The sequence below is a fragment of the Anaerofilum hominis genome, from assembly GCF_014287275.1.
Taxonomy (GTDB): Bacteria; Bacillota; Clostridia; order Oscillospirales; family Ruminococcaceae; genus Pygmaiobacter; species Pygmaiobacter hominis.
In genome coordinates this window covers 154,638-177,113 of sequence record NZ_JACONZ010000005.1, presented here as the reverse complement: position 1 = coordinate 177,113, position 22,476 = coordinate 154,638, and the positions used below count along the sequence as shown (strand labels likewise).

The following is a 22,476-nucleotide window of genomic DNA, read 5'->3' as shown; positions in this document are numbered from 1 at the left end:
GCGGCAAACGATTTCGGGCCGCCGGCCCTCCCGGCGTCCGCGGCGGCCTGTGCCCGCGGCGGTGCGGGCGGGCTTTCAGCCGCTGCGGCAGGCCGTGGGCCGTCCCCCGCGGCGGCGGTCTTTCCGCCCTCCGGCGCGGTGGTCTTTCCGTCCCTTTTTCGCCGTTCAGGGACTTTCGGGGCAGCTCTCGCCCGGCAGATACCGCACCTCCATGGGGCGGGAAAACGGCGGCCGCACCTCGCCGCGCACCAGACGCCGCAGCAGGTAAAAGCACTCCACCGCCATTTCTTCGATCGGTACGCTCACCACCGCCAAGCTGGGCCAGGCGTATTCCTCCGCCTCCCGCTCCCCGTTGCCCACGGCGATGAGTTCCAGCGCCTGCGGCAGGCAAAGCCCCCGCTGATGGAACCCGCGCAGCGCCCCCAGGGCCAGCGCGTCGGAGGCGCAGAACAGGCAGTCGGGCCGCTCGTCCCCCGGCAGCGCGCAGAGGGCCAGCGCCCCCTCGCAGCCGCCCCGCATCGAATTTTCCTGCCGCAGCACCGGCCCCACAGCCAGCCCCAGTTCGCCGCAGCGGGCCAAAAAGCGATCGGTGCGCACCCGCATGCCGTAAAACACCTCGTCCGCCGTCAGCACGGCCGCGCGGCGGCGGCGGTGGGCCGAAAAGACCTCCGCCGGCAGCGCACCGATGCGCGCGTCGTCCACATTGACGGTGCAGTAGCTGTCGCTGCGGCGGTTGTACAGCACAATGGGCAGCAGGGGCTTGGCCTGCTCCAGCCAGGCGAGATCCTCCGCCGAGGCGTTGCAGATGACGGCGGCGTTGAACATCGAAAGAGAGATGAGGGAGCGCTCTTCCCGCAGTCTGCCGCAGGTATAGGGGTGGATCAGCACCTCGCAGCCCCCGCCCTGCGCCTGGATGGCCCGGCGCAGCCCGCGCAGAAAGCGCACCATCATGGGCGCGCGGAAGTCCTCCGCCCAGAAAACCGCCACCACCATGCTCTCCTTGGCCTCGGGGTCGCGCAGGCGGCGGGCGGAGATGTTGGGCCGGTAGCCCAGGGCCTGCGCCGCCTCCTGCACCCGCCGCTGGGTGTTCTCGGGGATCTTCCGCTGCTGCGCCTTGCCCCCCAATACAATGGAAACGGTGCTGGGGGAAAGGCCGGTATAGGCGGCCAGTTCTTTGATGGTTGCCATATGCGCTCCCTTCTCTGGGGCCGGGTTTGTAAAAACAGCTCAAACGCTCTACTTAAATTATAGAATACTTCACAAAAATTGCAAGCGGCAGTTGACAGCGCGGCGGCGGCGGAGTATGCTGGAAGCGCGGTAAGTACAACGTAATACTTAAACATCCTTTCAGGAGGCTTTACATGAAAAAAATTGCCATCGGGGGCGGCCAGGGTTTTTGGGGCGACTCCAACGACGCGGCGGTCCACCTGCTGCGCCACGGGGACATCCAGTACCTGGGCTGCGACTACCTGGCGGAGCTGACCCTCTCCATCATGGCCAGGCAAAAGCTGAAAAATCCCGACGCGGGGTATGCCCGCGACTTTATCGGCCTGATGCGGGAGGCCGGGGCGGACGCCTACCGCCGGGGCATCCGGGTGATCACCAACGCCGGCGGCATGAACATTGCGGGCGCGGTGGAGGCGCTGCGGGCCGAGATGGCGGCCCAGGGCCTGCGCGGTTACCGGATCGGCTATGTGCTGGGCGACGATTTGAAAGACCGCATCCCCGACCTGCTGGCCCAGGGGGTGGAGTTCCGGAATATCGACGACGTGGGCGATTTCAGCGAGATCCGGGACCAGGTCTTCAACGCCAACGTCTACTATGGGCACGAGGCCATAGCCGACTGCCTGGCGCAGGGCGCGGACACCGTGCTCTGCGGCCGCGCGGCGGACAGCGCCATGTTTCTGGCCCCGTTCGTGCACGAGTTCGGCTGGGCCGCGGACGACTGGGACGATCTGGCCCGCGGCATCATGGCCGGCCATCTGCTGGAGTGCGGCGGCCAGGGCTCAGGCGGCAACTTCCAGTACGGCTGGAGGCAGGTGCCGGACATGGACGACCTGGGCTTTCCCATCGCCGAGATCGGCCCGGACACCTTTGAGATCACCAAGGCGGAGAACTGCGGCGGCCTGATCTGCGAGCAGAGCTGCAAGGAGCAGTTTTTGTACGAGGTGCACGACCCGGCCAATTATCTGACCCCGGACGTGAATGTGGACATCAGCCGCGCCACCCTGACCCAGACGGGGGAAAACCGGGTGCGGGTGGGCGGCGTCCGCGGCAAGCCCCGTCCCGACACCCTCAAGCTCTCCATCGGCTACCATGCGGGCTACAAGGTCGTGGGCATGCTCAGCTTTGCCTGGCCCGACGCCTATGAAAAGGCGCAGTACGCGGCGGAGATCCTGATGAAAAAGATGCGCCGCAAGGGCCTGCAGGCCGAGGACGTCCACATCAGCTATATCGGCCTCAACAGCCTGCATCTGGGGGTCGCGGACATGAGCCCCGCGCAGATCGAGGGCCTCAACGAGGTGGTGCTGCGCATCGCCGTGCGCACCCGGGAGAAGGCCCAGGCCGCAAAGCTGATCCCCGAGATCGCGCCGCTGCAGCTGAACGGCCCCCCGGGCGCCAGCTTTTTCGGCGGGCGTCCCCACGTGCAGGAGGTCATCGGCCTCTGGCCGACCCTGATCCCCCGCGACGCGCTGAAGCTGACCACCCATATCCTGGAGGTAGAATGAGATGGCGGAAATTTATCTGAACCAGATCGCCCACGGCCGCAGCGGCGACAAGGGCGACACCAGCAATGTCTGTATTTTTGCCCGCAGGCCGGAATATTACCCCATCCTGCAGCGGGAGCTCTCGGTGGAAAAGGTGCGCGCCCACTTCGGGGACATGGTCAAAGGGGAGATCATCCGCTATGATGTGCCCACCCTGGACGGCTTCAACTTTGTGATGAAGCACGCCCTGGGCGGCGGGGCCACCCTCTCGCTGCGGCTGGACAGCCTGGGCAAATCCATGGGCTCCGCTTTTCTGCGCATGAAGGTGCAGGTGGAGGAGGGCGAGCTGGATGTCTGACCACCGGGCGCTGGAAAATCTGACCGTGCTGGACCTGACACGGGTGCTGGCGGGGCCTTTCTGCACCATGATGCTGGCGGACATGGGCGCCGACGTCATCAAGATCGAGATGCCGGGCACCGGCGACGACACGCGCAGCTACCCGCCGTTCCGCGAGAATAAAAACGGCGTGCGGGAGAGCCTTTATTTTGCAAATATCAACCGCAACAAGCGGGGCGTCACCCTGAACCTGAAAACGCCGGAGGGGAAAGAGCTTTTCCTGCGGATGGTAAAAAGCGCGGACGTGGTCATCGAGAACTACCGCCCCGGCGTGATGGACCGGCTGGGCCTGGGCTATGAGGAGTTGCGGCAGGTGAACCCGCGCATCATCTATGCGGCGGTGAGCGGCTTTGGCAGCTACGGGCCCTATCACCTGCGGCCGGGCTACGACATCCTGGCCCAGGCCATGGGCGGCATGATGGCCATCACCGGCCCTGCGGGCGGCGGCCCCACCCGCGCGGGCAGCGCCCTGGGGGATATCCTGGGCGGGCTGCATGTGACCATCGGCATCCTGGCGGCCGTGAACGCCCGCGCCATCACCGGCCAAGGGCAGCGGGTGGACGTCTCGCTGATGGATTCGGTGATCGCGGCCACCGAGAACACGGCCCTCAAATATCTGGAATCCGGCCAGGTGCCGCCCCGCATGGGCAACCGCTACGCGGCGGTCTCTCCCTACGACGGGTTCCGCTGCAGGGACGGCGTGGTCATCGTGGCCTGCGGCAACCAGAAGCTGTTCGGCAAGCTCTGCACCGAGATCCTGGAACAGCCCCAGCTGGCCGCCGACCCCCGGTTTGCCGACATGACCGGACGGCTGGAGCATCAGGACGACCTGAAAGAGCTGATCGAGGCGTGGCTGGCGGACAAGACGATGGCGCAGGCCGCGGAGATCCTGCTGGCGCACGGCATCCCTGCCGGGCCGATCCTGGACGTGAGCCAGATTTTGGACGACCCGCACGTAAAAGAGCGGGAGATGTTTGTTCGCACCGAACATCCCACGCTGGGGGAGGTCACGGTGAACGGCTGCGCCGTCAAGCTGATGGGCACCCCCGCCGCGGTGCGCGCCCCCGCCCCCGCGCTGGGGCAGGACAATGAGGCCGTCTTTTCCGCGCTGGGCCTGTCGCCGGCGGAACTGGCCGCCCTGAAAGAAAAGAACGTGTTCTGACCCCGGCGGACGCAGCGCGCCGCCGGCGGTGAAAGAGCCGGATGCCGCGGGGGGGTCTGCGCCTGCGGCGCGCCTGCCGGCACAAAACCGGCGTTTCCGCACGGGGACCCCGCCCGCAGTGTGCCTGCGCCGGAGATGAAGCGGCTTTCTGCGCGCGGCAGCGGCGCGGCAAGGGCAGGGGGCCCGTGGCACATCGCCGCCTCAGACGGGCCCGCGGCACATCGCCGCCTCTGTCCCCGCTGTTCCCGCACAGCGCCTGGGGGACCGGGCTGTTCCCGCGCCGCGGCCGGCCTCCTGTGCGGCGTGCCGTACAGGCCCTGCGGCCGGTTTTTTACGACCCGGGCAGGGCGGGGGCCCGCGGCGGGGGCAGCGTCTCCACCGCCCCCGCCGCGGCGTATCCCCCTGTTTTTGCCCGGATGCGTTTGAGGAGGTGTTTTTGCTGAAAAAAGACAGAAAAACGGCAGCGGGCGCAGCCCTCCCGCCCGCCGTGAAAAAGGCGGCGCTCCCCGGCGCGCTGCTGCTCGCCGCGCTGGTCCTGGCGGCCGTTGTAAACCTGTGGCTCTTTGCGGCGCTGCTTCTGGCGGCGCTTGCGGCGGCCTTTGCCTTTTTGCTGCGGCTGGGGATGGTGGGCTGCACCGGCCCGCTGCTGCGGCCCGGCCTTGCGCTGTGCGCCAAAAAGTTTGAGCTGCGGTACGGCAGCCGGCCGAAAGGGGAGATCGTCTTTTACGGCGCTTCCAACTTCACGTTCTGGAAAACGCTGGAAGACGATATGAAGCCCTATGCCGCCCAAAACCACGGGTTCGGCGGCTCCACCGACGCGCTGATGGAGCAGCAGGCGGAGCGGATGCTCTATCCCTACGAGCCCTCGGTGGTGTTCCTCCAGACCGGCTCCAACGACAACGCCCGGGGGCTGACGCTGGAGCAGATCCAGCGCAATAAGGAGCGGCTGTTCGCAGAGTACCGCAGCCGCCTGCCCCAGGCCCGCTTTGTCGTCATGTCCGGCCTGCCGCTGCCGGGCCGCCCCCAATACTGGCAGGATATCCAGACCCTGAACAAGTTTCTGGCCGATTACTGCGCCCGGACCGAGCGGATGGAGTTCATCGACGCCACCGCGGCGATGACCACCCCCGAGGGGGCGTTCCGGCCGGAGTATTTTGTGCGGGACGGCATCCACCTGAACGCGCAGGGCCACGCCGTCTGGACCCGGCTGATGCACGAAAAGCTGCGCGAGATGGGCGTCCAGCCCTGACGGAACAGCAGGGGCGCGGGCGCCGCAGCCCCCGTCCCGGCGCCTGCCCGCGGGGCGCAGTGCTTTCGGCCCGCGGGGCGCGGACAGCATAAAAAGAGACCGGCCTTGCGGCCAATGTCATTAAGTTAAGGACTTGACCAAACACAAAAAAGTACCCACCTCTTAAATAAGGTGGGTACTTTTTGTTGCTCGTTGATAGGTGCTTATTTTGGATCAAAATTCTATGTCATACTCTAAATATCGTCTTGCTTCGTTTTTTACTTCACTTGCGACATCTGCGTTTCCGCTATACTTCAGTCCTTTTAAGACAGCATCAATTTTCACAGCATCGTCCAGCTTCATGCCGGAAGAATTGCACATCTCCAGTTCAAAATGCTCCTTGAGAAGAGGCGATTTTTCATCCATTCTCATCGCTATGAGCGTTTGAATGTTCTTGTCTCTTTGCAGATATTTTAGCTGTGGTTTTACTGGTGCGTGTCCGGGAAAGGTCATTTCTGCAACAACATCGATCGCCGTATATTGCTCCTGGCGAGACTTATGCTCCCTTTCAAGTGTTGCAATCGCTGCTTTTCCCTTTGCTTTCACTTTTTTCTCTGTAAAAGAAATACATTTCTCCTTATAAGTTACTTTGAAATGTTTTGCACCGAGGTTTTGTGCGATTTTCTTCAACTCATTCACGCGCGCAATTTTTAGGTAACTGAAATATTCATCCAAAGAGATATAACTGTCCCGGTCACTGGGATCCATGTAGTAAAATTCGCTGTCGCAATCCGGATAGAAAGTCAGGCCGAATGGTTCCACTGAATCACGAAAAATATTCACAATATGCAGTCCTTTGGAATCTGAGACATAGCCAATAGAGCCTTGACAAACAGGACTTTCCATCCGTTTTTTGTCGCGCTCCACGATTCGTATGAATTTCGGCATCAAGAAATCGGCATCATCCAATGAAACAGCGCCCTCCACTTGGGTCGGAAAAATCGGTTGCAAGGATTTCAACTCTAACTGCCACGATTTTTCATCGGTACGCGCTTTGATTTCCTGCGCTCCCTTTTTTACAGCGTTTCCCACCCCCTCTGCAATGACCGCAACGTCAGCCAAATCAAATTTCCCGTCATCCGTCTGGTCGGCAACTTGAACAACTTTGTTCAGCAAGTTTTTTGCGTTTTTTCCTGCGTCTGCAACAAAATCATTAAATTTTTCTCTCTTCCCCATGTGCCTATCCTCCTTAATTTAGGGATCTACCCCGTCTCGCAAGAGAGTATGTAAATATCGCGAATTATCGTTGCACCTCTAAAGCGCTTTTTCGGCTGGAAAGGCGATGAGAGATTAAAATGCTTGGGAGATTGACTGCAATAAATTCCAACCTTTGGGCCAATAAATAGTAAATAATTTTCTTTTAGAATAATATAAAAATTTACAAAAAGTCAAGAGAATCGCAGTTAACTAAATAAAACCTCCAAAAAGGCAACACAGCTGTTAAGGAGTAAAATGGTTACTACTTACTCCTTAACAGCTGTGTTTTGGCTCAACTTAATGACACTGGCCTCGCGGCTGGTCTCTTTTTGTGCGGCCCGTGCGCCTGTAAAAGCGCGCCTTTTTATCGGAAGATGAACTGGTAGCCCACCTCACAGACGCCGCAGAGCACCATGACCAGCACCGGGTCCAGCTTCCATTTCCGCAAAAGCACCAGCGCGCCGATAAAATAGAGCACCGGCCGCAGCTGGAAGTTGCCCGCGGCGAACGAGATGGCGCCGCTGGCAAAAAAGGCGGGCAGCAGGATGGTGATGCCTGCGGTGGCGATCATGGCGACCACGGCGGGGCGCAGGGCCTCCAGCGTGCCCTGCAGCACCGTCAGGTTGCGGTATTTCACATAGATCCAGGCCAGCGCCGTCACAAACAGGCAGGAGGGCAGGATGCAGCCCAGCGTCGCCACCAGCGCGCCGGGGATGCCCGCGATCTGGTTGCCCACAAAGGTGGCCGAGTTGATGGCGATGGGGCCGGGCGTCATCTGGGAGATGGTGATCAGGTCGGTAAAATCCGCCACCGTCAGCCAGCCGTACCGGTCGATGACCTGGGCCTGGATGAGCGGCATGGCGGCGTAGCCGCCGCCGAAGCTGAAAGCGCCGATCTGTAAAAAGGCAAGGAACAGCTGCAGATAGATCATCCCTTCGCCCCCTTTCTGCGCTCCCGGATGAGGGTGCGCGCCAGGCCGATGACAATGACGGCAAGGATGATGTAGATGACGTTGACGCCAAAGAAATAGTTGGCCACAAAGGACAGCGCCATGATCAGGATCAGCACGAAGTCTTTGGATTTGACGACGCTGCTGCCCATATCGTAGACCACCGAGATGATCACCGCGCCCACGCCGGATTTCATGCCGTAGAGCAGGGACTGGATGACCCGGTTTTCCCGGAAAGCCGCATAGAAGAAAGAGACCAGCGTCAGGATGACAAAGGGCGGGATCACCGCGCCCAGCACCGCGCAGACCACGCCGGCCAGCCCCGCCAGCTTGTAGCCCACCACGATGGCGCCGTTGACCGCGATCGCCCCCGGCGAGGACTGGGCGATGGCCACCAGGTCCAGCATTTCCTCCTCATCGATCCAGTGCAGCTCGTTGACAAACTTGTTTTTCAGCAGCGTCACGATCACGTACCCGCCGCCAAACGTAAAAGTGCTCAGATAAAGCGTGGAAATAAAAATCTTTCTCAAGATCGCCGCTTTTTTCAAAGCCTCTCCTCCTCTTCTCAGCTGCTGCTGTAAAATGCTCTTCCATTGTACCCTTTTTTGCCCAAAAAGGGAACCCGCCGGCCAGATGCGGCGGGTCCCGATTTTTTTCCGGCGCAGCGGCGGCGTCAGGCGTTTGTCAGCGCCTCGACCCGCGGCTCGTGGATGCCGTGCAGAAAGCTGGCGCCCATAAACGCTTTCACCATCTCCCAGGCCAGCTCGCGCCCGGTGGTGCGGCCGCCCAGGGTGATGATATTGGCGTTGTTGTGCTCTTTTGCCATGCGGGCCGAGAAGCAGTCGGCGCAGAGCGCCGCGCGCACGCCTTTGACCTTGTTGGCGGCGATCGAGACGCCGATGCCGGTGCCGCAGCAGAGGATGCCGAACTCATACTCCTCCGGCTTTGCCGCCACCTCTCCGGCCACCCGGAACGCGATCTCGGGATACTCCACCGGGTCCGGCGTATAGCAGCCGAAGTCCTGCACCTCGTACCCCTCGTCCTGCAGCCGCTGGCGCAGGATCTCTTTCAGCTCAAAACCGCCGTGGTCGCAGCCCATTGCGATCTTTTTCATACGGACGCCTCCTTAAACAGATGTCGGGTAAACCGGGCCCCGTGGCGCTGGGCGCTCACGGCGCGGAAAACGGCCGTGCGCTCGCCCAGCTCGCCGCGCCGGTCCAGCGAGGCGAACACGCCCGAGACCAGCAGGTCGGCCCCGTTCTCCACCAGCGCCGCCGCATTGTCCCAGCCGATGCCGCCGTCCGCCTCCAGCATCAGGTCCAGCCCCCGCTGGCAGCGCAGCGCGTCCAGCGCCGCCAGCTTTGCCAGCACCTCGGGGCGGAACTTCTGCCCCGAAAACCCGGGCTGCACAAACATCAGCAGCACATAGTCCAGCCGGTCCAGCCACGGGTCCAGCAGCTCCGGCCCGTCCCCGGGCGAGAGCACCAGCCCCTTTTTGATGCCCTTTGCCTCCAGCGCACTGAGAAAAGCGCCCACGTCCGGGCAGCTGTCGATGTGGGTGCAGGCCAGCTCGGCCCCGCAGGCCGCCAGCCGGTCCACATAGTCCAGCGGGTCGGTCACCATCAGGTGCACGTCCACCGGCGTTCTGGACACCCTGCGGATCGCCGCCAGGATATCCAGGTTGAAGCAGAGGTTGGGCACGTAATGGCCGTCCATGATATCGATGTGGTAGGAATCCACCCCTGCCTGGTCCATGACCGCGATCTCCTGCTGGAGATTCAGCCAGTCCGCGCAGGCCAGTGTCGGTGAGATCATTGTATGCGCCTCCTTCCGCGCCCAGTCATCTGGTGCCGGAAATTTTGGAATACGGCTGCCCCAGCGCTGCGGGCGGGATGCCGCGGCGACTGTTCTTGCGCTCGCCCGAGGCGAAGATGATGACCAGCAGGCTGGCAAGATACGGGATCATCTGCACAAACTGGGAGGGGATGGGCATATTGGTGGTCTGCACATAGAGCTGCAGCGCGTCGAAAAAGCCGAACAGCAGGCCCGCCGTATAGGCGCCCTTGAGGGTGTGGCCGCCCAGCGAGATGGCCCCCAGGGCCAAAAAGCCGCGGCCCGCGATCATGCCGTCCTGGAACAGGTTCATATAGCCGATGGAGAGCATCGCGCCGCCCAGGCCGCCCAGCGCGCCGCTGGTGATGACGCCCAGATAGCGGTACAGGGTGACGTTGATGCCCGCGGTGTCCGCCGCGCGCGGATGCTCGCCGCAGGACTGCATGTGCAGGCCTGCCGGGGTCTTGTACAGCAAAAAGTTGAACGCAGCCAGCAGGATCAGGCCGAGATAGACCAGCGGCGAGAGCTGCGAGAGCATGTCGCCCACCAGCGGGATGTTCGCCAGGATGGGGGTGCTGCTGATCGAGGCGACCTGATCGGAATAGCCGATGTTGCCAAAGACCGCAAACAGCACGATGATGGTGAGGCCCTGGGAGAACATGATCATGGCCTGGCTGCTGACCGCCATCGGCGCGCCGCAGGTGTTGACGACAAACCCGTGGATGACGCCCATGACGACGCCGGCCAGCATGCCCACCAGCACGCCCATCCAGGCGTTTTTGAACCAGAACGAGCCGCACACGCCCATCAGCGCGCCCATGGTCATCTGCGCGTCAAGGCCGATGTTGTTGATGCCGCAGCGCTGGGAAAAGCAGCCTCCCATAGAGGTGACGGCGATGGGGGTGCCGAGGCGGAGGGTGGCGATGAACATATATTTGAGAAAACTAAGCATGGCTCTTCACTCTCCTCTCGTTCAGCTTGTTCATGACGTAGCGGAACAGGGGACCGATGCCGATGAAGATGATCAGCAGGCCCTCGATGACCAGCACGAACTGGGCCGAGATGCCGGTGTTCATCTGCATCAGGGTGGTGCCGTTCTTCATGGCTGCGAACAGGAAACCTGCGATGAGGATCATGACGGGGTTCTGCTTGCCCAGCATGGCGATGGCGATGCCCAGGCCCATATAACCCGGGTCGTAATCCTCCAGCACGCGGCCGGTGGTGCCCATGACCTCCAGCGCCGCGCAGATGCCGGTGAACACGCCGCTGAGCAGCATGCCCGCGACCGCCTTTTTCTGCACCGCGATGCCGGAGGACCAGGCCGCCGTGCGGCTCAGGCCCGCCGCGCGCATCTCGTAGCCGGTGCGCATCTTGAACAGGATAACATACAGGGCGACCAGACAGAGCAGCGAAAAGAGCACGCCGAGGCTGATCTTATAGGGTTTGGTGATCAGATAGGGCAGCTCGGCAGCTTCCTGGATGCTGGGAGAACCGCCCGTGGAGGGCACATACCCCGGAAATTTCTGCACCAGATAGTTCAGCAGGTACTTGGCGATATAGTTGAGCATGATGCAGGAAAAGATGATATTGACGTTGCGCTTGATGTTGAGCATGATGGGAAAAAACGCCCAGAGCATGGCCCCAAACACTGCCGCCAGCATGGTCAGCGGGATGAGGAGCGCCGGGGGAAGCGGCACCATGTAGCCGACAAAACCCGCGCAGAGGAACCCCATCAGAAACTGGCTGGTAAAGCCCATATTGAACACACCGCAGCTGTTGCCCGCCGTGATGGCGAGGCCTGCCAGCAGGATGGGCGCCATGCGGTTGAGGGTGCCGGCCAGGGCCATGGGGGAGCCCAGGCCGCCCTTGAACAGCGAGCCGAAGACCGCAAAGGGGTTGGCGCCGGTGATCATGACGATCAGGCCGCTGACCACAAAGGCGAGCAGCAGCGCCAGGACCGACGAAAAGGTGTCGCTGAGGCCCTGCCTCAGCTTTACGACGTCCAGTTTCTTTTTCATTCCGCAGCTTCCTCCGTTCCGTCGTCCAGCACGCCCAGCATATAGCGGCCGATCTGCTGTTTGGTGACGTTTTTATTGACCACCGTCTTGATGATCCTGCCGTTGTGGATGACGGCGATGCGGTCGCTGAGCTGCAGCACCTCGTCCAGCTCCAGCGTGAACAGCAGCACGCCGCAGCCGGCGTTGCGCTGTTCCACCACCTTGTCCTGCACGAACTCGATGGCGCCCATGTCAAGGCCGCGGGTGGGCTGCACCACCATCAGCAGCTTTGGCCGCGCGCTGACCTCGCGGGCCAGGATGATCTTCTGCTGGTTGCCGCCCGAAAGGGTGCCCGCAAAGACCTCCAGCGAGCCGCAGCGGATGTCGAACGCCTTCTGCAGGTCCTCGGCGTTTTTCTGGATCGCTTTCTGGTTGAGGAACGCTTTCCACTTTGCCAGATACTGCGGCCGGTCCTGATAGCCCAGGATCAGGTTGTCGCGCACCGAGTACTTCAGCACCAGGCCGTCCTTGTGGCGGTCCTCATAAACGGTGGAAAGGCCCATGTCCTTGATCTGCTTGATCGACTTGCCGACGATGTTCTGACCTTCCAGCAGGATCTCGCCCCCGTCGATCTTCGCCTTGCCGCAGATGGCGTCCACCAGCTCTTCCTGGCCGTTGCCGTCGATGCCGATCACGCCCAGGATCTCGCCGGGGTGGACCTCCAGATCGATGCTGTCCAGCTTTTGGACGCCGCCCACCGTCATGCTGACGTTATGTACTGCCAGCACCTGCTTTTCGGTCTCCACCGGCTTGCGGTCGCCGCCGCCCAGCTCGATGTCGCGGCCCACCATCAGGTGCGCAAGGTCTTTCTCGTCGGTGTCGGCGATGTCCTTGGTGCACACCACCTTGCCCAGGCGCATGATGGTGACCCGGTCGGAGATGCGCATGACCTCGCCCAGCTTGTGGCTGATGAAGAGCAGCGTTTTGCCCTGGGCTTTCAGCTTGAGCGCGATCTCGCAGAACTCGTCGATCTCCTGCGGGGTCAGCACGGCGGTGGGCTCATCGAAGATGATGATCTCCGCCTTGCGCCAGAGCACCTTCAGGATCTCGACCCGCTGCTGCATGGGCACCGAGATCTCTTTCACCTTTTTGTCCGGGTCGATGCGCAGGTCATAGGTCTCCGAGAGTTCCATGACCCGCCTGCGGGCCTCGTCATAATCGACGACCGCGCCCTTTTTGACCTCAGAGCCCAGGATGATGTTCTGCAGCACCGTAAAGTCCTGCACCAGCATAAAGTGCTGGTGCACCATCCCAAGGCCCAGCGAGAGCGCCTTGGTGGAGGTGTCGATCTTCACCGGCTCTCCGTTCAGGACGATCTCGCCCGAAGTGGGCTGCAGCAGGCCGTAGATGATGTTCATCAGGGTGGATTTGCCCGCGCCGTTCTCCCCCACGATGGCGTGGATCTCGCCGCGGCGCACATCAAAGCTGATGTCGTCGTTGGCCACGATTGCGGGGAATACCTTGGTGATATGTTTTAACTCGATGATCTTATCCGTATTCACTGACTAAAAGCCCCCTTGTAACGGTTCGTCTGCGGGAGGTCCGGGTCCCCGTGCGCCCGCCCGCAGCGCGCGCAGCCCGGTTTCACAAGCGGCACAGCAAAGGGTCCGCCTCTGCTGTGCCGCCGGTTCAGTTTATTTTTACGCCGCCTCAGCCCTCATAGCGGGCGGTGAAAGCGTCCAGTTCCTCATAGGTGGCGGGGACCTGGATGGCGCCGGAGACGACCTCGTCGCGGATGGCCTCGTACTTTGCCATCGTCTCCTCGGGAATGATCTTGAGCAGTTCTTCGTTCTGGTCGTTGAAGATCAGGTCGACGCCGCCCTCGGCAATGCCCAGCACGTCCCACTGGCCGCCCTTGAAATCGCCGGTCTCGACGATGTGTTTGATATAGTTATAGCCCACCTTGTCGATGGTCTTGACCTGCGAGCAGACGATGCGCTCCGGCATCAGGTGGAACTGGCCGTCGGCAGCGCCGCAGCACCAGTTGTCGCCGCCCTTTTCCTGGGAGGCCTGGAACACGCCCAGGTTCGAGCCCGCGGCGCAGGCGGCCAGCCAGTCGTAGCCCTGGTCATAATAGAGCATCGCGGTCTCATAGCCCTTGTTGACATCCGAGAAGCCGACCACTGTGGTGGGGGGATCGGTGTCGAGAACGTACTGCACGCCGGCGCGGAAGCCGCTGTTGAAGCGGATCATGGTGCCGCTGTCGGAGCCCTGGATCTGGGCGACCTTGCCGGTCTTGGACATCAGCGCGCAGAACACGCCGTTGAGGAAAGCTGACTCATGCTCTTTGTAAGAGACCTCATAGATATTGGGGTGCGCAGAGGACAGCCCGCCGGTGCCGTCCGCATCCAGATGCACGAACGGGAAATCGGGATTCTCGTCCGCCACCTCTGCCAGCGCCTCGTTCCACTTGACGTCTGCGACGACCAGGACGTCGGCGCCGTTGGCGATGACGGTGCGGAAAGTATCCGCCGCAGCGGAAAGCTCCACGTTTTCCAGTACCGAGTAATTGATGCCAAAGTCCGCAGCGGCCTGCTTAAAGCCCTTGTCCACAACATCGATAAAGGCCTGTGCGCCCAGGGTACCGCCGTAGAGCAGGGCCACGTTCAGCGGCTCCTTGGGGGTGCTGGCCGCCGCCGAAGAGCCGGCCGTGCTGCCGCTGCCCGCCGGGGCCGCGCTGCTGGAACCGCCGCCGCCGCAGGCGACCAGGGAGAGGGTGAGGGCCGCTGCCAGAAAAAGTGCAACTAATTTTTTCATTTTTTCCTCCTTGGGATTTCTCTTTTACTTTATTTTAGTCCGCTCTGCGGACCGGGTCACTTGTTCTCGTAGCTCTCGAGCAGGGACATGAACAGGGAGGCAAACTTTTCGCCGTCCACCGTCTCCACAAAGAAGAGGTTTTTCTCCTCGTCGCTCTTTTTGTAGTAATCCCGCTTGTCCACGTAGGTAAAGCCGTTCATAAAGGTGCCCGCGCACTCTACCTGACAGTAATACTTCTTAAAGGTAAAGAGCTCCGGGGCGATCGCAAACGCCATGGTCCCCTGGTCCAGCAGCGCAAATTTCTCCTTGCGGTTCATCTGCTCCAGCCTCTCGCGGGTGACCAGCTCTTCGTTGCCGCTGGCGTTGATGCGGTCGATCTCCTCGTCGGTGTACACGCGGGGCGCAAACTCGGTCTTATAGATGAAGTCCGCCACCGCGCTCTTCATGCCGCGCACCCGGTCCGCGTCCGCCTGGGTGACGCAGGCGCCGCGCAGGGTGTCCAGCGGGCAGGCGTAAAAGTCGACGCCGCGGCTGATGCAGATGCGGAACGCCTCCGGGTCCACCAGCACGTTGAAGGTGCCCAGCGGGGAGGGGTTGCCGTCCTGATAGGACGCCCCCATAAAGATGATCTTGTCGATCTTTTCCGCCAGGTCTGGCCGGGAGAGCAGCAGGATGGCCACGTTGGTCAGGGGGCCCAGGGCGACGATCGTGATCTTTTCCGGGTGCTCTTCCAGCAGCTTTGCCATATAGGCGGCGGCCGGCAGGGCCACCTCGGCCTCTGTGGTATTCTCGGCAAATCCATAGCCGCGCAAACCGTTGAATCCGTGTACGGCGCTGGCCTTAAACGGCGGGCGCACCAGCGGGCGGTCGGCGCCCTTTGCCACCGGGATACCGCCGCGCCCGAACAGCCGCAGCACATTCATGGTATTGGGGTGGGTATGCTCCAGCCCCACGTTGCCCGAGACGGTGGTCACCGCGAGAACGTCCAGCCGGTCGCTGGCGCAGGCCATCATCAGCGCCCCGGCGTCGTCCACGCCGGTGTCGCAGTCGATGATGACGGGAATTTTCTTTTCCATCGCATTTCCTCCTTTTAAACGTCTCTCCACCCCTGTCCTGCCGGGGGCGGGGGGAGGCTGTTCCAGGTATGCCCTCCGGTCGGTCTATTTAAATTATATAACACCTTTCCCCAAAGTCACAGGCATTTTTAGCAATCGTTTTCAAACCAATTTTTTGTATTTTTTGTACAATTCAAAAGTCATTTTCCTGTATAATTTGCCGTGTCACTGTGAATTATTGCCATAAAATTTTTGTTCTATCGTTGATTTTTATGAAAAATTTGATTTTGTCTTTTTTTAATGATACAATTTAGTCAATCGATTTCAAGCTCATAGCGCCGCCCCATGATAGGGGCGGGGAAGAGAGGGGACAGGGTATGACGCTCAAAGAGATCGCGGCGCTGGCGGGGGTCTCCGTCTCGACGGTGTCCCGGGTCATCAACAACCAGAACACCAAATGCGCCTCGCAGGAGGTGCAGAACAAGATCTGGGCCGCGGTGCGCAGCCTGGGGTACACCCCCAACCCCCACGCCCAGAGCCTGAAGCGGAACGACCTGGAAAAATCCTCCCGTTCCTTTCACAGCTCCATCGCCTATGCCTGTTCCGGGCAGTTTCTGCAGGGCAGCCACCACGACTGGGAGATGCTCTCGCTGATCGAAAAGGAGATCCTGTCCAGCCACTACTCGGTGAGCGCGCCGCGGGCCGACCTGCCCGCAGCGGAGGAAAAGGTGCGCGACCTGGGCCTGGTCCTGGTGGGCACGGAGCCGGAGCGGCGCATCGCCCAATACATAGAAAAGTACAAAAATGTGGTCTGCATCTCCGAGCACCGCACCGCCCAGCCCTGCGACCTGGTGCTGCTGGACATGAGCAAATCCCTGCTGCGCGCCTGGGAGTACCTGCGCGAGCTGGGCCACCGCCGCATCTTTTTTGCCGGCGCGGAAAAAGGCGACTTTTTCCGCACCTATACCGACGTCATCCCCGCCGACGCGCGGGCGCAGTTCATCCCCTGCGGCCTGTCGATGAGCGACGGCATGCTGCTGGCGGGGGAGCTGTGCGACTGCCTGATGGTGCCCTCGGCCCTGGTGTGCGAGAACAATTCCATCGCCTGCGGGGCCATCCAGGCGCTGCGGGAGCACCGGCTGGCTGTGCCCGCAGACGTGTCGGTGGTCAGCCTGGGCGGCGGGCTGGACCTGTCCCGCGCGGCGCTGCCGGTCAGCGTGACGGTGTTCTCCTACAACAAGGCGGAGATCAGCCGGCTGGCGGTGGATCTGCTGATCGACCGCATCCACCGGCGGCATCTGCTGGCGGTCACCTACGAACCCGGGTGCGAGATGGACGACAATGGCAGCTGCGCGGCGGCAAGGGAGGTGATCTGAATGGCCTTTGGCATCCGCGAGATCGCCCGGCTGGCCGGCGTGTCCCCGGCGACGGTCTCGCGCATCCTGAACGACCCGTCTTACCGCTGTTCCTCCGAAGAGCGGCGCGCCCGGGTGCTTGAGATCGCGCGGGCCAACAATTACCAGCCCAATGAGGACGCCCGGCGCCTGCGCCGCGGCGGCAGCTTTTCGGCTCCGCAAAAAAAGATCTGCTGCTTTTTGGCCCGCACCCTCACCAGCGCCCCCAACGGCGACCAGTTCTTCTCCTCCCTGGCCCGCGCGGTGGAGCAGGAGGCGGTGATGCAGGGCTGCGCGCTGGGTTTTTCCTACAATGCATCCCAGACCAAAGAGCTGCTCTCGCTGGAGCCGGGCGGCGACGAGGTGGGGCTGGTCGTCCTGGGCCGCCCCGAGGACCCGCGCATCATCCCGGAGCTGCAGGAGCGCTTTCCCCATATCGTCTTTACCGGGCTGCAGCGGTTCGACGACCCGGTGAGCCAGGTGGTCGCCGACGGCAGGGACGCCGCCATGACCGCCCTGAACTATCTCTTTTCGCTGGGCCACCGCCAGATCGGCTATATCGGCGAGACGGTGCGGGAGCTGCGCTACCACGGATATCTGGACTTTCTGAGGGCCAGGGGGCTGGGCTATGACCGGAAATTTGTGGTGGACTGCCTCTGCCACGGCTATGACGGCGGCTACCAGGCGGCGCTGGAGCTGATGTCCCACACCGAAAAGCCCACCGCCATCTTCTGCGCCAACGACCTGACGGCCTTTGGCGTCATCAACGCCCTGCACTCGCTGGGGTGCCGGGTCCCCGACGAGGTCTCGATCATCTCGGTGGACAATGTGGAGCTGGCGCAGTTCACCACCCCGATGCTGACCACGATCCAGATCCCCCGCAAGGAGATCAGCCATTTTGCCGTCAAACTGCTGCTGGACAAGATGGAGGGCGTGGTCGCCGGCAGGCTGACCATCAGCCTGCCCTGCCATCTGGTGGTGCGCAACAGCTGCAAAAAACGCTGAGGGCCCGGGGCGGCCGGCCAAAAGGAAGCCGCAGCCGGCCCTGCCGCAAAACGGGCGGAAAGGCCGCCCGGAGCGGGACAGTGCAAAAAGCAGCGGCGCTGCACGGCGGCGCGGACGGCTCCTGGTGCGCCGGAGCCCGGCCCGTCCCTGCCGTCTATCCTGCCGGGCGGGGGGCCGGGTCCGCAAGGGCCTTTTCCCGGCGCAGGGCGCGTGGGGAACGCTTTTGCCTGTGTTCCGGACCTGCCGCCCACAAACCGGCCGTCCCCTGCAGGGCGCGCACCCGCTTTGGCGGCCGGTCTGCGGGCTTTATTTTTCAAACCGGGCTTTCCATGGGTGAAACTGGCGGAAACCGCCCCCATTTGTCCTCTCCCATCTCCCGGTGAGCACGCCGTTCTACCTCCCCAGGGCGGTGCCCAGCGCGCAAAACGGGTAATAAATCCCCACAAAGTCGGCTTTTTTTACAGACGGACGAGACTTTAGAACATTGACACGCGCGTCACGCCGCGAGGGGTTGTCTGCCTGACTCCTGTAAACTGGCTTATTAGCAATTTTCCATTGTCGCGGATGTAGCGGTTCGCCTGCGTTTCCCTTTAGAACTCCGATAAAGCTGAAAACTGCCTGCGTGAGTGGAATCTCTGCCAGTCTATGTACATCCTGGTATCTCTCCGTTTCCCTGGTTCCCAGCTTCTCTCAATTTTACGGCGTTCACAAAATTTCTCCTGCTTCTTTCCGTTTCTCTCCGCATAACACTTTCTATAATTTGAGTGCAGCTACATAGCGTATTTGCAATTCCCCTGTATGCGATCAACTGTTTACGTCATCCATTGGAGAACCTCTTTTTGCTTTTTATTCAGTTGACAGGCCGCTTCTCTATTTTTGCAAAGGGAGCTTCTTTCTCTGCATGGTCGCCGCGAAACTTCTCTGGAACTGCTCGTGCGGCGCGTAGCCTTCTCTGCGCAAAAAGGCGCTTTCCCGCGGCTGAAACAGCCGGGGAAAGCGCCTTTTTATCACCGTGCCCTTTTGAAACGCCGAGGGCGCGTTTTGCCGCCGTGGTCCGGTCCTGTGCCCTGCCGCGCTCTTTTCCGCGCCCCTGCCGGGGCGCGGCGGGCGGGCTCAGAAAATCAGTGTGACCGCCAGTTCGATCTCTTCAGCGTCCGCATAGGAGGCCAGCAGGACACGCTGGTCCCGTCCCAGCTGCAGGGCGCCGCGCTCGACCGGCAGATCCCGGGCGGCGCCGAACACCGCGCTTCGGACCGCGGCCGCCGTCCGCTCCGGCCCGTCCGCCGCGCGATAACTGCCCCGGGCGGGAAACGCCCGCTCCATGTCCGCGAGAAGATCGGCCGCGATGCGCGGATCGCTGCCGTCGGTGACCAGCACCCCGGCGCGCGCATCCAGCGCGTTGACCGCGCAGATGCCCTCGCCGGGCACGGCTTCTGCACATTCTGCCACCAGCGCGGTGACGTCGGTGAGCGCGCCCGGGCGCACGGAAACTTTTTTTCTGATCAGCATTTTTCTTCCTCCACGATGACGATCCTGCTGCCCTTGAGGGTGCTCATGCCCGGCTGGCTCCAGATCGTGGTGACCTGCCCGGCGGTGAAAGAGCCGCTGGACCCGTCCCGGAAATAGTGGCCGTCCCACATCTCGCACAGATAGGCGCTGAGCAGGTCGGTGGGCAGGTGGTTAAAGAACGCGGTCAGCGCGGGCCAAGCCGCGGGTGCTTTGGGCAGCTGCAGCGCGCGGACCTCCGCCGGCAGGCCAAACTCCGCTTTGGGCGCATCGCCCAGGAACAGCACCTCCCGGCCCGCCGCATGGGCCAGCCGGGCCGCCTGTGCGATGCTCTCCCGGTTCGCGGCGTCCACCTCGCCGTAAAAGGCGGTGAAGATGCGGCCGGGCTCTTTGCAGTAAACGCTGTTTTTCCTGAAATGGATGCTGTCGGTCCAGGTGGCGTAACGCCCCACGGTCTCGATGATCTTTGCCGGGAAGAAGAAAGCGGAGGCGTATTCGTAGCCGTCTCCCACGCCCTCAAAGCGGTCCACCCTGTCCCGGACCTCCTCCGCCAGCTGGAACATGGCGTTGTCCAGGGCGTCCATGCGGGCGGCGTATTCATCCGCCAGGCGGATGATCTCGTCCGCCAGCGCGTCCATGGCCCCTTTGGGCTGCAGCCCTTTCACCTCGCTGATGTAGGCCGCCGTCAGCACCGTGCCCACCAGGGTGCCGAAGTAATCGCGGCAGCCCGGATGGGTGTCCGGCGTCTCGGGGTCGTGCACGTTGAGGACATACTCGGCCGCGCGCCCCACCGGCGTGTCGGGGCAGTTGGTGATGTCCAGCGTGTGGATGCCCAGTTTTTCAGCGCGCTGCAGGCACTCCACCACCCGGGCGGGAAAGCCCCAGACACTCAGACCGATCAGCAGCGTCTGGCCCGCCACCGCCGGGTCATCGTTCGACGCCGTCAGCGACAGATAGCGCGCCACCTGCAGCGGCGTGTCCACATATACTTTGGCGGAAAATCCGCCCAGCAGCTTTTCCACGATGGGCTTGCAGACAGCGGAAGCCGCATTGCAGTCCCCGCTGCCGGTGATGTAGATGTGCCGGATCCCCCGCAATACCTCGTCGGGCGGGAAAGAGGCCTCCCGCAGCCCCTGCCGGAACCCCGCCACCTGTGCCCGCGCGATCTGCGGATAGCTCAGCGCCTGGCGGCGCAGCTTGGAATCAAACTCCTGTTTTGACATCTTCCGTCCTCCCTTCTTCTCCGTCGGCATAGACGGCGACCCTGATATCCCGGGGGCGCGGTCCGTCGAATTCCGCATAGACGATCCGCTGATCCCTGCCCAGCACCGGCGCGCCGTCCGCCACCGGCAGATCCAGCTGGGTGCCCGCCACAAAGGTCTTGCTGTGGCCCGCCGCGTCGGAGGCGGTCTCCCGGTGATGGAAGTCCGCCCTGGTGGGGATCAGGCGCTCCACGTCCTCCCAGACGTCGGCCTGTACCTCCTCCCCCGCAGCGCAAAGCATCAAGCCGGCGGTGGCCGCGACCACCGTCACATGGCAAAAGCCTTCCCGCACGCCGCTCTGCCGCACGATCTCTGCCACCTCGCCGGTGACGTCCCGCATCTCACCGAAGCGCGACTCAAAAGCCGCCGTCCCGAACCAGAGCGCGCGCGGCAGCACCGTGACGGTAAAGCTGCGCAGCTGCGGCCCGTCAAACTCGTAAAGCAGCAGCGTCTGCGAGTGCCCCAGCAGCAGCGCGCCGTCCCGCACGATCAGGGTGCGGCTGCCGCCCGTCAGGGCCGCCCGCGCCCGTGCGGCGGAGGCAAACGGGGAATAGGGGTGCGCGTAAGAGGTGCGGACCGGGAACTTTGCCTTGACGTCCCGGATCGAATCCTCGATGCCCTTGGGGTCCCAGGAGGAGGTGATCGCAAAGCCCGCGGTGGTGTGGGGCAGATACAGCAGGCAGATGCCGTCTTTCACGCCGCTCTCTTCCACCGTCCGGCGCACCTGCTCGTCGATGACATACCAGCCGTCTTTCGCCGTTTCCAGCTCAAATGTCCGCGTCACTTTTCCCCGCCTCCCCGCTTATTTTGTTCCAGCTCGCCCAGCGCCAGCAGCGCGGGCAAAAAACAGATCAGCTGCGCCATCCAGCGGCAGCCCGGCGGCGGCGCGGGCACGGGGCAGCAGCGGGTGCCCGGCAAAAATGCGCTCTCATCCGCGTCGGTGACGAACAGGTAAGGGCGCTCGAGTTTGTGCACGCAGCCCATCGTCTCTATCGTGCGGGAGAAAGAGGGCTGGGCGCGCAGGCCCCACATCACGGTGCACAGGTCAAAGCGCTGCTCCATCCAGTAGTTGACATGGCACCACTCCTCGCTGTCGTTCACCGCATACTGGTACCCCAGCAGGCGGGCGCCCACCGTGCCCAGCAGATGCGCGCTCGCGCGCGCCTCGCCGTCGGCGATGTAATCAAACCGGTCCCGGTCCCCGCAGCGGCGCGCAAAATCCTGCGCCGCCGCCTGCGCGGCGTCCAGACAGCCCGGCACAGAGGCCGTATACGCCTGCAGCGCTTCGCGCACGCGCTGCAGCCCCAGCTCCGAGACCGTGCCCCGCACCCGGGCGATGCGGTAGCCCGCGCAGACAAGCGCCAGCGTGAGGGCCAGATAGGCGCGCGGCAGAAAATCCGGCGCCGTCCCGTCCAGGCCCAGGCAGAGGGCGCTGCGCGCCAGGCCGGCCTGGGCGCTCTGGTCCGCGGCGCAGAGCAGCAGGCTGTTGGCGCCCGCCTGCGCAGCCACCTCCAGCGTGCGCGCCGCGTCGGGGTCGTCGGCCTGTTCGGTCGCCACGATCACCAGCGGCGTGTTCGGCTCGCCGATGCCCATGGCCGCGACATTGTTAAAATAGTTGAAGTCCGCCTGCGCCATCACCTCGGTGCCGAAAAAGATATCGCACTGTTCTGAAAAGACCGGCGCGCCCGCCAGCACGGCGGCGTACCCCACGCCGCTGCCGGTCAGGATGACCTTGCGGGCGTCAAAACAGCTGCCCACGCTCAGCGCCTCCTGCAGCGCGCCGGTCATCCACAGCCTGTCCAGCAGCCCGCGGCAAAAGGCGGGCACCTCCTCTGCAAACGGGCGGTACCGGTTCCGGCTTTCTGCCTTGTCCATAAACCCTCCTCCTTTTTGTCCTGATGCATTG

Annotated in this window: 21 protein-coding genes; 6 read left to right on the top strand and 15 right to left on the bottom strand. The window is 62.7% G+C overall.

Annotation, left to right across the window (positions count from 1 at the left end; genetic code table 11):
• Nucleotides 1-165 precede the first annotated feature (165 nt).
• The gene (locus H8S23_RS12950) at nt 166-1,188 is read right to left on the bottom strand and encodes a LacI family DNA-binding transcriptional regulator (protein WP_186888777.1); all 1,023 of its coding nucleotides are present in this window, start codon (nt 1,186-1,188) and stop codon (nt 166-168) included.
• Nucleotides 1,189-1,361: 173 nt separating this feature from the next.
• Between H8S23_RS12950 and H8S23_RS12945 the strand changes: the two genes are divergently transcribed.
• The 4 genes from H8S23_RS12945 (at nt 1,362) to H8S23_RS12930 (ending at nt 5,516) form a co-directional block, all read left to right on the top strand.
• Nucleotides 1,362-2,729 carry an acyclic terpene utilization AtuA family protein gene (locus H8S23_RS12945; RefSeq protein WP_186888776.1) on the top strand — a complete coding sequence of 456 codons (1,368 nt, stop codon included), beginning with the start codon at nt 1,362-1,364 and terminating at the stop codon, nt 2,727-2,729.
• 1 nt (nt 2,730) lies between these two features.
• A complete protein-coding gene (locus tag H8S23_RS12940; protein ID WP_186888775.1) occupies nt 2,731-3,066 on the top strand; it encodes an AtuA-related protein in 336 nt (111 codons plus the stop codon).
• Nucleotides 3,059-4,267 (top strand): CaiB/BaiF CoA transferase family protein, encoded by a 1,209-nt coding sequence (locus H8S23_RS12935; RefSeq protein WP_186888774.1) that lies wholly within the window; start codon nt 3,059-3,061, stop codon nt 4,265-4,267. The genes H8S23_RS12940 and H8S23_RS12935 overlap by 8 nt, the downstream gene beginning before the upstream one ends.
• A 436-nt stretch (nt 4,268-4,703) precedes the next feature.
• Complete coding sequence (locus H8S23_RS12930; RefSeq protein ID WP_186888773.1) at nt 4,704-5,516, top strand: DUF459 domain-containing protein; 813 nt, start codon at nt 4,704-4,706, stop codon at nt 5,514-5,516.
• A gap of 213 nt (nt 5,517-5,729) precedes the next feature.
• On the opposite strand, the gene H8S23_RS12925 is transcribed toward H8S23_RS12930, so the two are convergent.
• The 10 genes from H8S23_RS12925 to H8S23_RS12880 form a co-directional block, all read right to left on the bottom strand.
• Nucleotides 5,730-6,731, bottom strand: coding sequence for a hypothetical protein (locus tag H8S23_RS12925; RefSeq protein ID WP_186888772.1), 1,002 nt, complete (start codon nt 6,729-6,731; stop codon nt 5,730-5,732).
• A 385-nt stretch (nt 6,732-7,116) separates the two neighbouring features.
• Nucleotides 7,117-7,683 (bottom strand): chromate transporter, encoded by a 567-nt coding sequence (locus H8S23_RS12920; RefSeq protein ID WP_186888771.1) that lies wholly within the window; start codon nt 7,681-7,683, stop codon nt 7,117-7,119.
• Complete coding sequence (locus tag H8S23_RS12915; protein ID WP_186888770.1) at nt 7,680-8,249, bottom strand: chromate transporter; 570 nt, start codon at nt 8,247-8,249, stop codon at nt 7,680-7,682. Before H8S23_RS12915 ends, H8S23_RS12920 begins: the two co-directional genes overlap by 4 nt.
• Before the next feature lie 125 nt (nt 8,250-8,374).
• The gene (gene rpiB, locus H8S23_RS12910; protein WP_186888769.1) at nt 8,375-8,815 is read right to left on the bottom strand and encodes a ribose 5-phosphate isomerase B; all 441 of its coding nucleotides are present in this window, start codon (nt 8,813-8,815) and stop codon (nt 8,375-8,377) included.
• Nucleotides 8,812-9,516, bottom strand: coding sequence for a ribulose-phosphate 3-epimerase (locus H8S23_RS12905; protein WP_186888768.1), 705 nt, complete (start codon nt 9,514-9,516; stop codon nt 8,812-8,814). Before H8S23_RS12905 ends, rpiB begins: the two co-directional genes overlap by 4 nt.
• A 25-nt stretch (nt 9,517-9,541) precedes the next feature.
• Nucleotides 9,542-10,486 carry an ABC transporter permease gene (locus H8S23_RS12900; protein WP_186888767.1) on the bottom strand — a complete coding sequence of 315 codons (945 nt, stop codon included), beginning with the start codon at nt 10,484-10,486 and terminating at the stop codon, nt 9,542-9,544.
• The gene (locus H8S23_RS12895) at nt 10,479-11,552 is read right to left on the bottom strand and encodes an ABC transporter permease (protein ID WP_186888766.1); all 1,074 of its coding nucleotides are present in this window, start codon (nt 11,550-11,552) and stop codon (nt 10,479-10,481) included. The genes H8S23_RS12900 and H8S23_RS12895 overlap by 8 nt, the downstream gene beginning before the upstream one ends.
• Entirely contained in the window at nt 11,549-13,093 is a 1,545-nt protein-coding gene (locus H8S23_RS14215; RefSeq protein ID WP_186888765.1) for an ATP-binding cassette domain-containing protein, read from the bottom strand. The genes H8S23_RS12895 and H8S23_RS14215 overlap by 4 nt, the downstream gene beginning before the upstream one ends.
• A 148-nt stretch (nt 13,094-13,241) precedes the next feature.
• Complete coding sequence (locus tag H8S23_RS12885; RefSeq protein ID WP_186888764.1) at nt 13,242-14,348, bottom strand: BMP family lipoprotein; 1,107 nt, start codon at nt 14,346-14,348, stop codon at nt 13,242-13,244.
• Nucleotides 14,349-14,404: 56 nt separating this feature from the next.
• A complete protein-coding gene (locus H8S23_RS12880) occupies nt 14,405-15,424 on the bottom strand; it encodes a nucleoside hydrolase (protein WP_186888763.1) in 1,020 nt (339 codons plus the stop codon).
• A 356-nt stretch (nt 15,425-15,780) separates the two neighbouring features.
• Here H8S23_RS12880 and H8S23_RS12875 point away from each other — a divergent pair, with 356 nt between their 5' ends.
• Both H8S23_RS12875 and H8S23_RS12870 read left to right on the top strand, forming a co-directional pair.
• The gene (locus H8S23_RS12875; protein WP_186888762.1) at nt 15,781-16,779 is read left to right on the top strand and encodes a LacI family DNA-binding transcriptional regulator; all 999 of its coding nucleotides are present in this window, start codon (nt 15,781-15,783) and stop codon (nt 16,777-16,779) included.
• On the top strand, nt 16,780-17,802 hold the full coding sequence (locus tag H8S23_RS12870; RefSeq protein WP_186888761.1) for a LacI family DNA-binding transcriptional regulator: 1,023 nt from the start codon (nt 16,780-16,782) through the stop codon (nt 17,800-17,802).
• Between the two features lie 1,113 nt (nt 17,803-18,915).
• Here H8S23_RS12870 and H8S23_RS12865 read toward each other — a convergent pair.
• Genes H8S23_RS12865 through H8S23_RS12850 form a run of 4 tightly spaced genes read right to left on the bottom strand, consistent with a single transcriptional unit; the run spans nt 18,916 to nt 22,445 of the window.
• On the bottom strand, nt 18,916-19,311 hold the full coding sequence (locus tag H8S23_RS12865) for a YjbQ family protein (protein WP_186888760.1): 396 nt from the start codon (nt 19,309-19,311) through the stop codon (nt 18,916-18,918).
• Nucleotides 19,305-20,531 (bottom strand): phosphoheptose isomerase family protein, encoded by a 1,227-nt coding sequence (locus H8S23_RS12860; protein ID WP_186888759.1) that lies wholly within the window; start codon nt 20,529-20,531, stop codon nt 19,305-19,307. Before H8S23_RS12860 ends, H8S23_RS12865 begins: the two co-directional genes overlap by 7 nt.
• Nucleotides 20,512-21,354, bottom strand: a complete 843-nt coding sequence (locus tag H8S23_RS12855; protein WP_186888758.1) for a secondary thiamine-phosphate synthase enzyme YjbQ — start codon at nt 21,352-21,354, stop codon at nt 20,512-20,514. Before H8S23_RS12855 ends, H8S23_RS12860 begins: the two co-directional genes overlap by 20 nt.
• On the bottom strand, nt 21,351-22,445 hold the full coding sequence (locus H8S23_RS12850; RefSeq protein ID WP_186888757.1) for a hypothetical protein: 1,095 nt from the start codon (nt 22,443-22,445) through the stop codon (nt 21,351-21,353). The genes H8S23_RS12855 and H8S23_RS12850 overlap by 4 nt, the downstream gene beginning before the upstream one ends.
• Nucleotides 22,446-22,476: the final 31 nt, after the last annotated feature.

Coding starts and splice junctions, on each gene's coding strand:
- rpiB (WP_186888769.1), bottom strand. CDS start 8,815: ATGAAAAAGATCGCAATGGGCTGCGACCACGGCGGTTTTGAGCTGAAA.
- H8S23_RS12925 (WP_186888772.1), bottom strand. CDS start 6,731: ATGGGGAAGAGAGAAAAATTTAATGATTTTGTTGCAGACGCAGGAAAA.
- H8S23_RS12885 (WP_186888764.1), bottom strand. CDS start 14,348: ATGAAAAAATTAGTTGCACTTTTTCTGGCAGCGGCCCTCACCCTCTCC.
- H8S23_RS12905 (WP_186888768.1), bottom strand. CDS start 9,516: ATGATCTCACCGACACTGGCCTGCGCGGACTGGCTGAATCTCCAGCAG.
- H8S23_RS12870 (WP_186888761.1), top strand. CDS start 16,780: ATGGCCTTTGGCATCCGCGAGATCGCCCGGCTGGCCGGCGTGTCCCCG.
- H8S23_RS12940 (WP_186888775.1), top strand. CDS start 2,731: ATGGCGGAAATTTATCTGAACCAGATCGCCCACGGCCGCAGCGGCGAC.
- H8S23_RS12875 (WP_186888762.1), top strand. CDS start 15,781: ATGACGCTCAAAGAGATCGCGGCGCTGGCGGGGGTCTCCGTCTCGACG.
- H8S23_RS12895 (WP_186888766.1), bottom strand. CDS start 11,552: ATGAAAAAGAAACTGGACGTCGTAAAGCTGAGGCAGGGCCTCAGCGAC.
- H8S23_RS12950 (WP_186888777.1), bottom strand. CDS start 1,188: ATGGCAACCATCAAAGAACTGGCCGCCTATACCGGCCTTTCCCCCAGC.
- H8S23_RS12945 (WP_186888776.1), top strand. CDS start 1,362: ATGAAAAAAATTGCCATCGGGGGCGGCCAGGGTTTTTGGGGCGACTCC.
- H8S23_RS12900 (WP_186888767.1), bottom strand. CDS start 10,486: ATGCTTAGTTTTCTCAAATATATGTTCATCGCCACCCTCCGCCTCGGC.
- H8S23_RS12850 (WP_186888757.1), bottom strand. CDS start 22,445: ATGGACAAGGCAGAAAGCCGGAACCGGTACCGCCCGTTTGCAGAGGAG.
- H8S23_RS12860 (WP_186888759.1), bottom strand. CDS start 20,531: ATGTCAAAACAGGAGTTTGATTCCAAGCTGCGCCGCCAGGCGCTGAGC.
- H8S23_RS12865 (WP_186888760.1), bottom strand. CDS start 19,311: ATGCTGATCAGAAAAAAAGTTTCCGTGCGCCCGGGCGCGCTCACCGAC.
- H8S23_RS12880 (WP_186888763.1), bottom strand. CDS start 15,424: ATGGAAAAGAAAATTCCCGTCATCATCGACTGCGACACCGGCGTGGAC.
- H8S23_RS12920 (WP_186888771.1), bottom strand. CDS start 7,683: ATGATCTATCTGCAGCTGTTCCTTGCCTTTTTACAGATCGGCGCTTTC.
- H8S23_RS12935 (WP_186888774.1), top strand. CDS start 3,059: ATGTCTGACCACCGGGCGCTGGAAAATCTGACCGTGCTGGACCTGACA.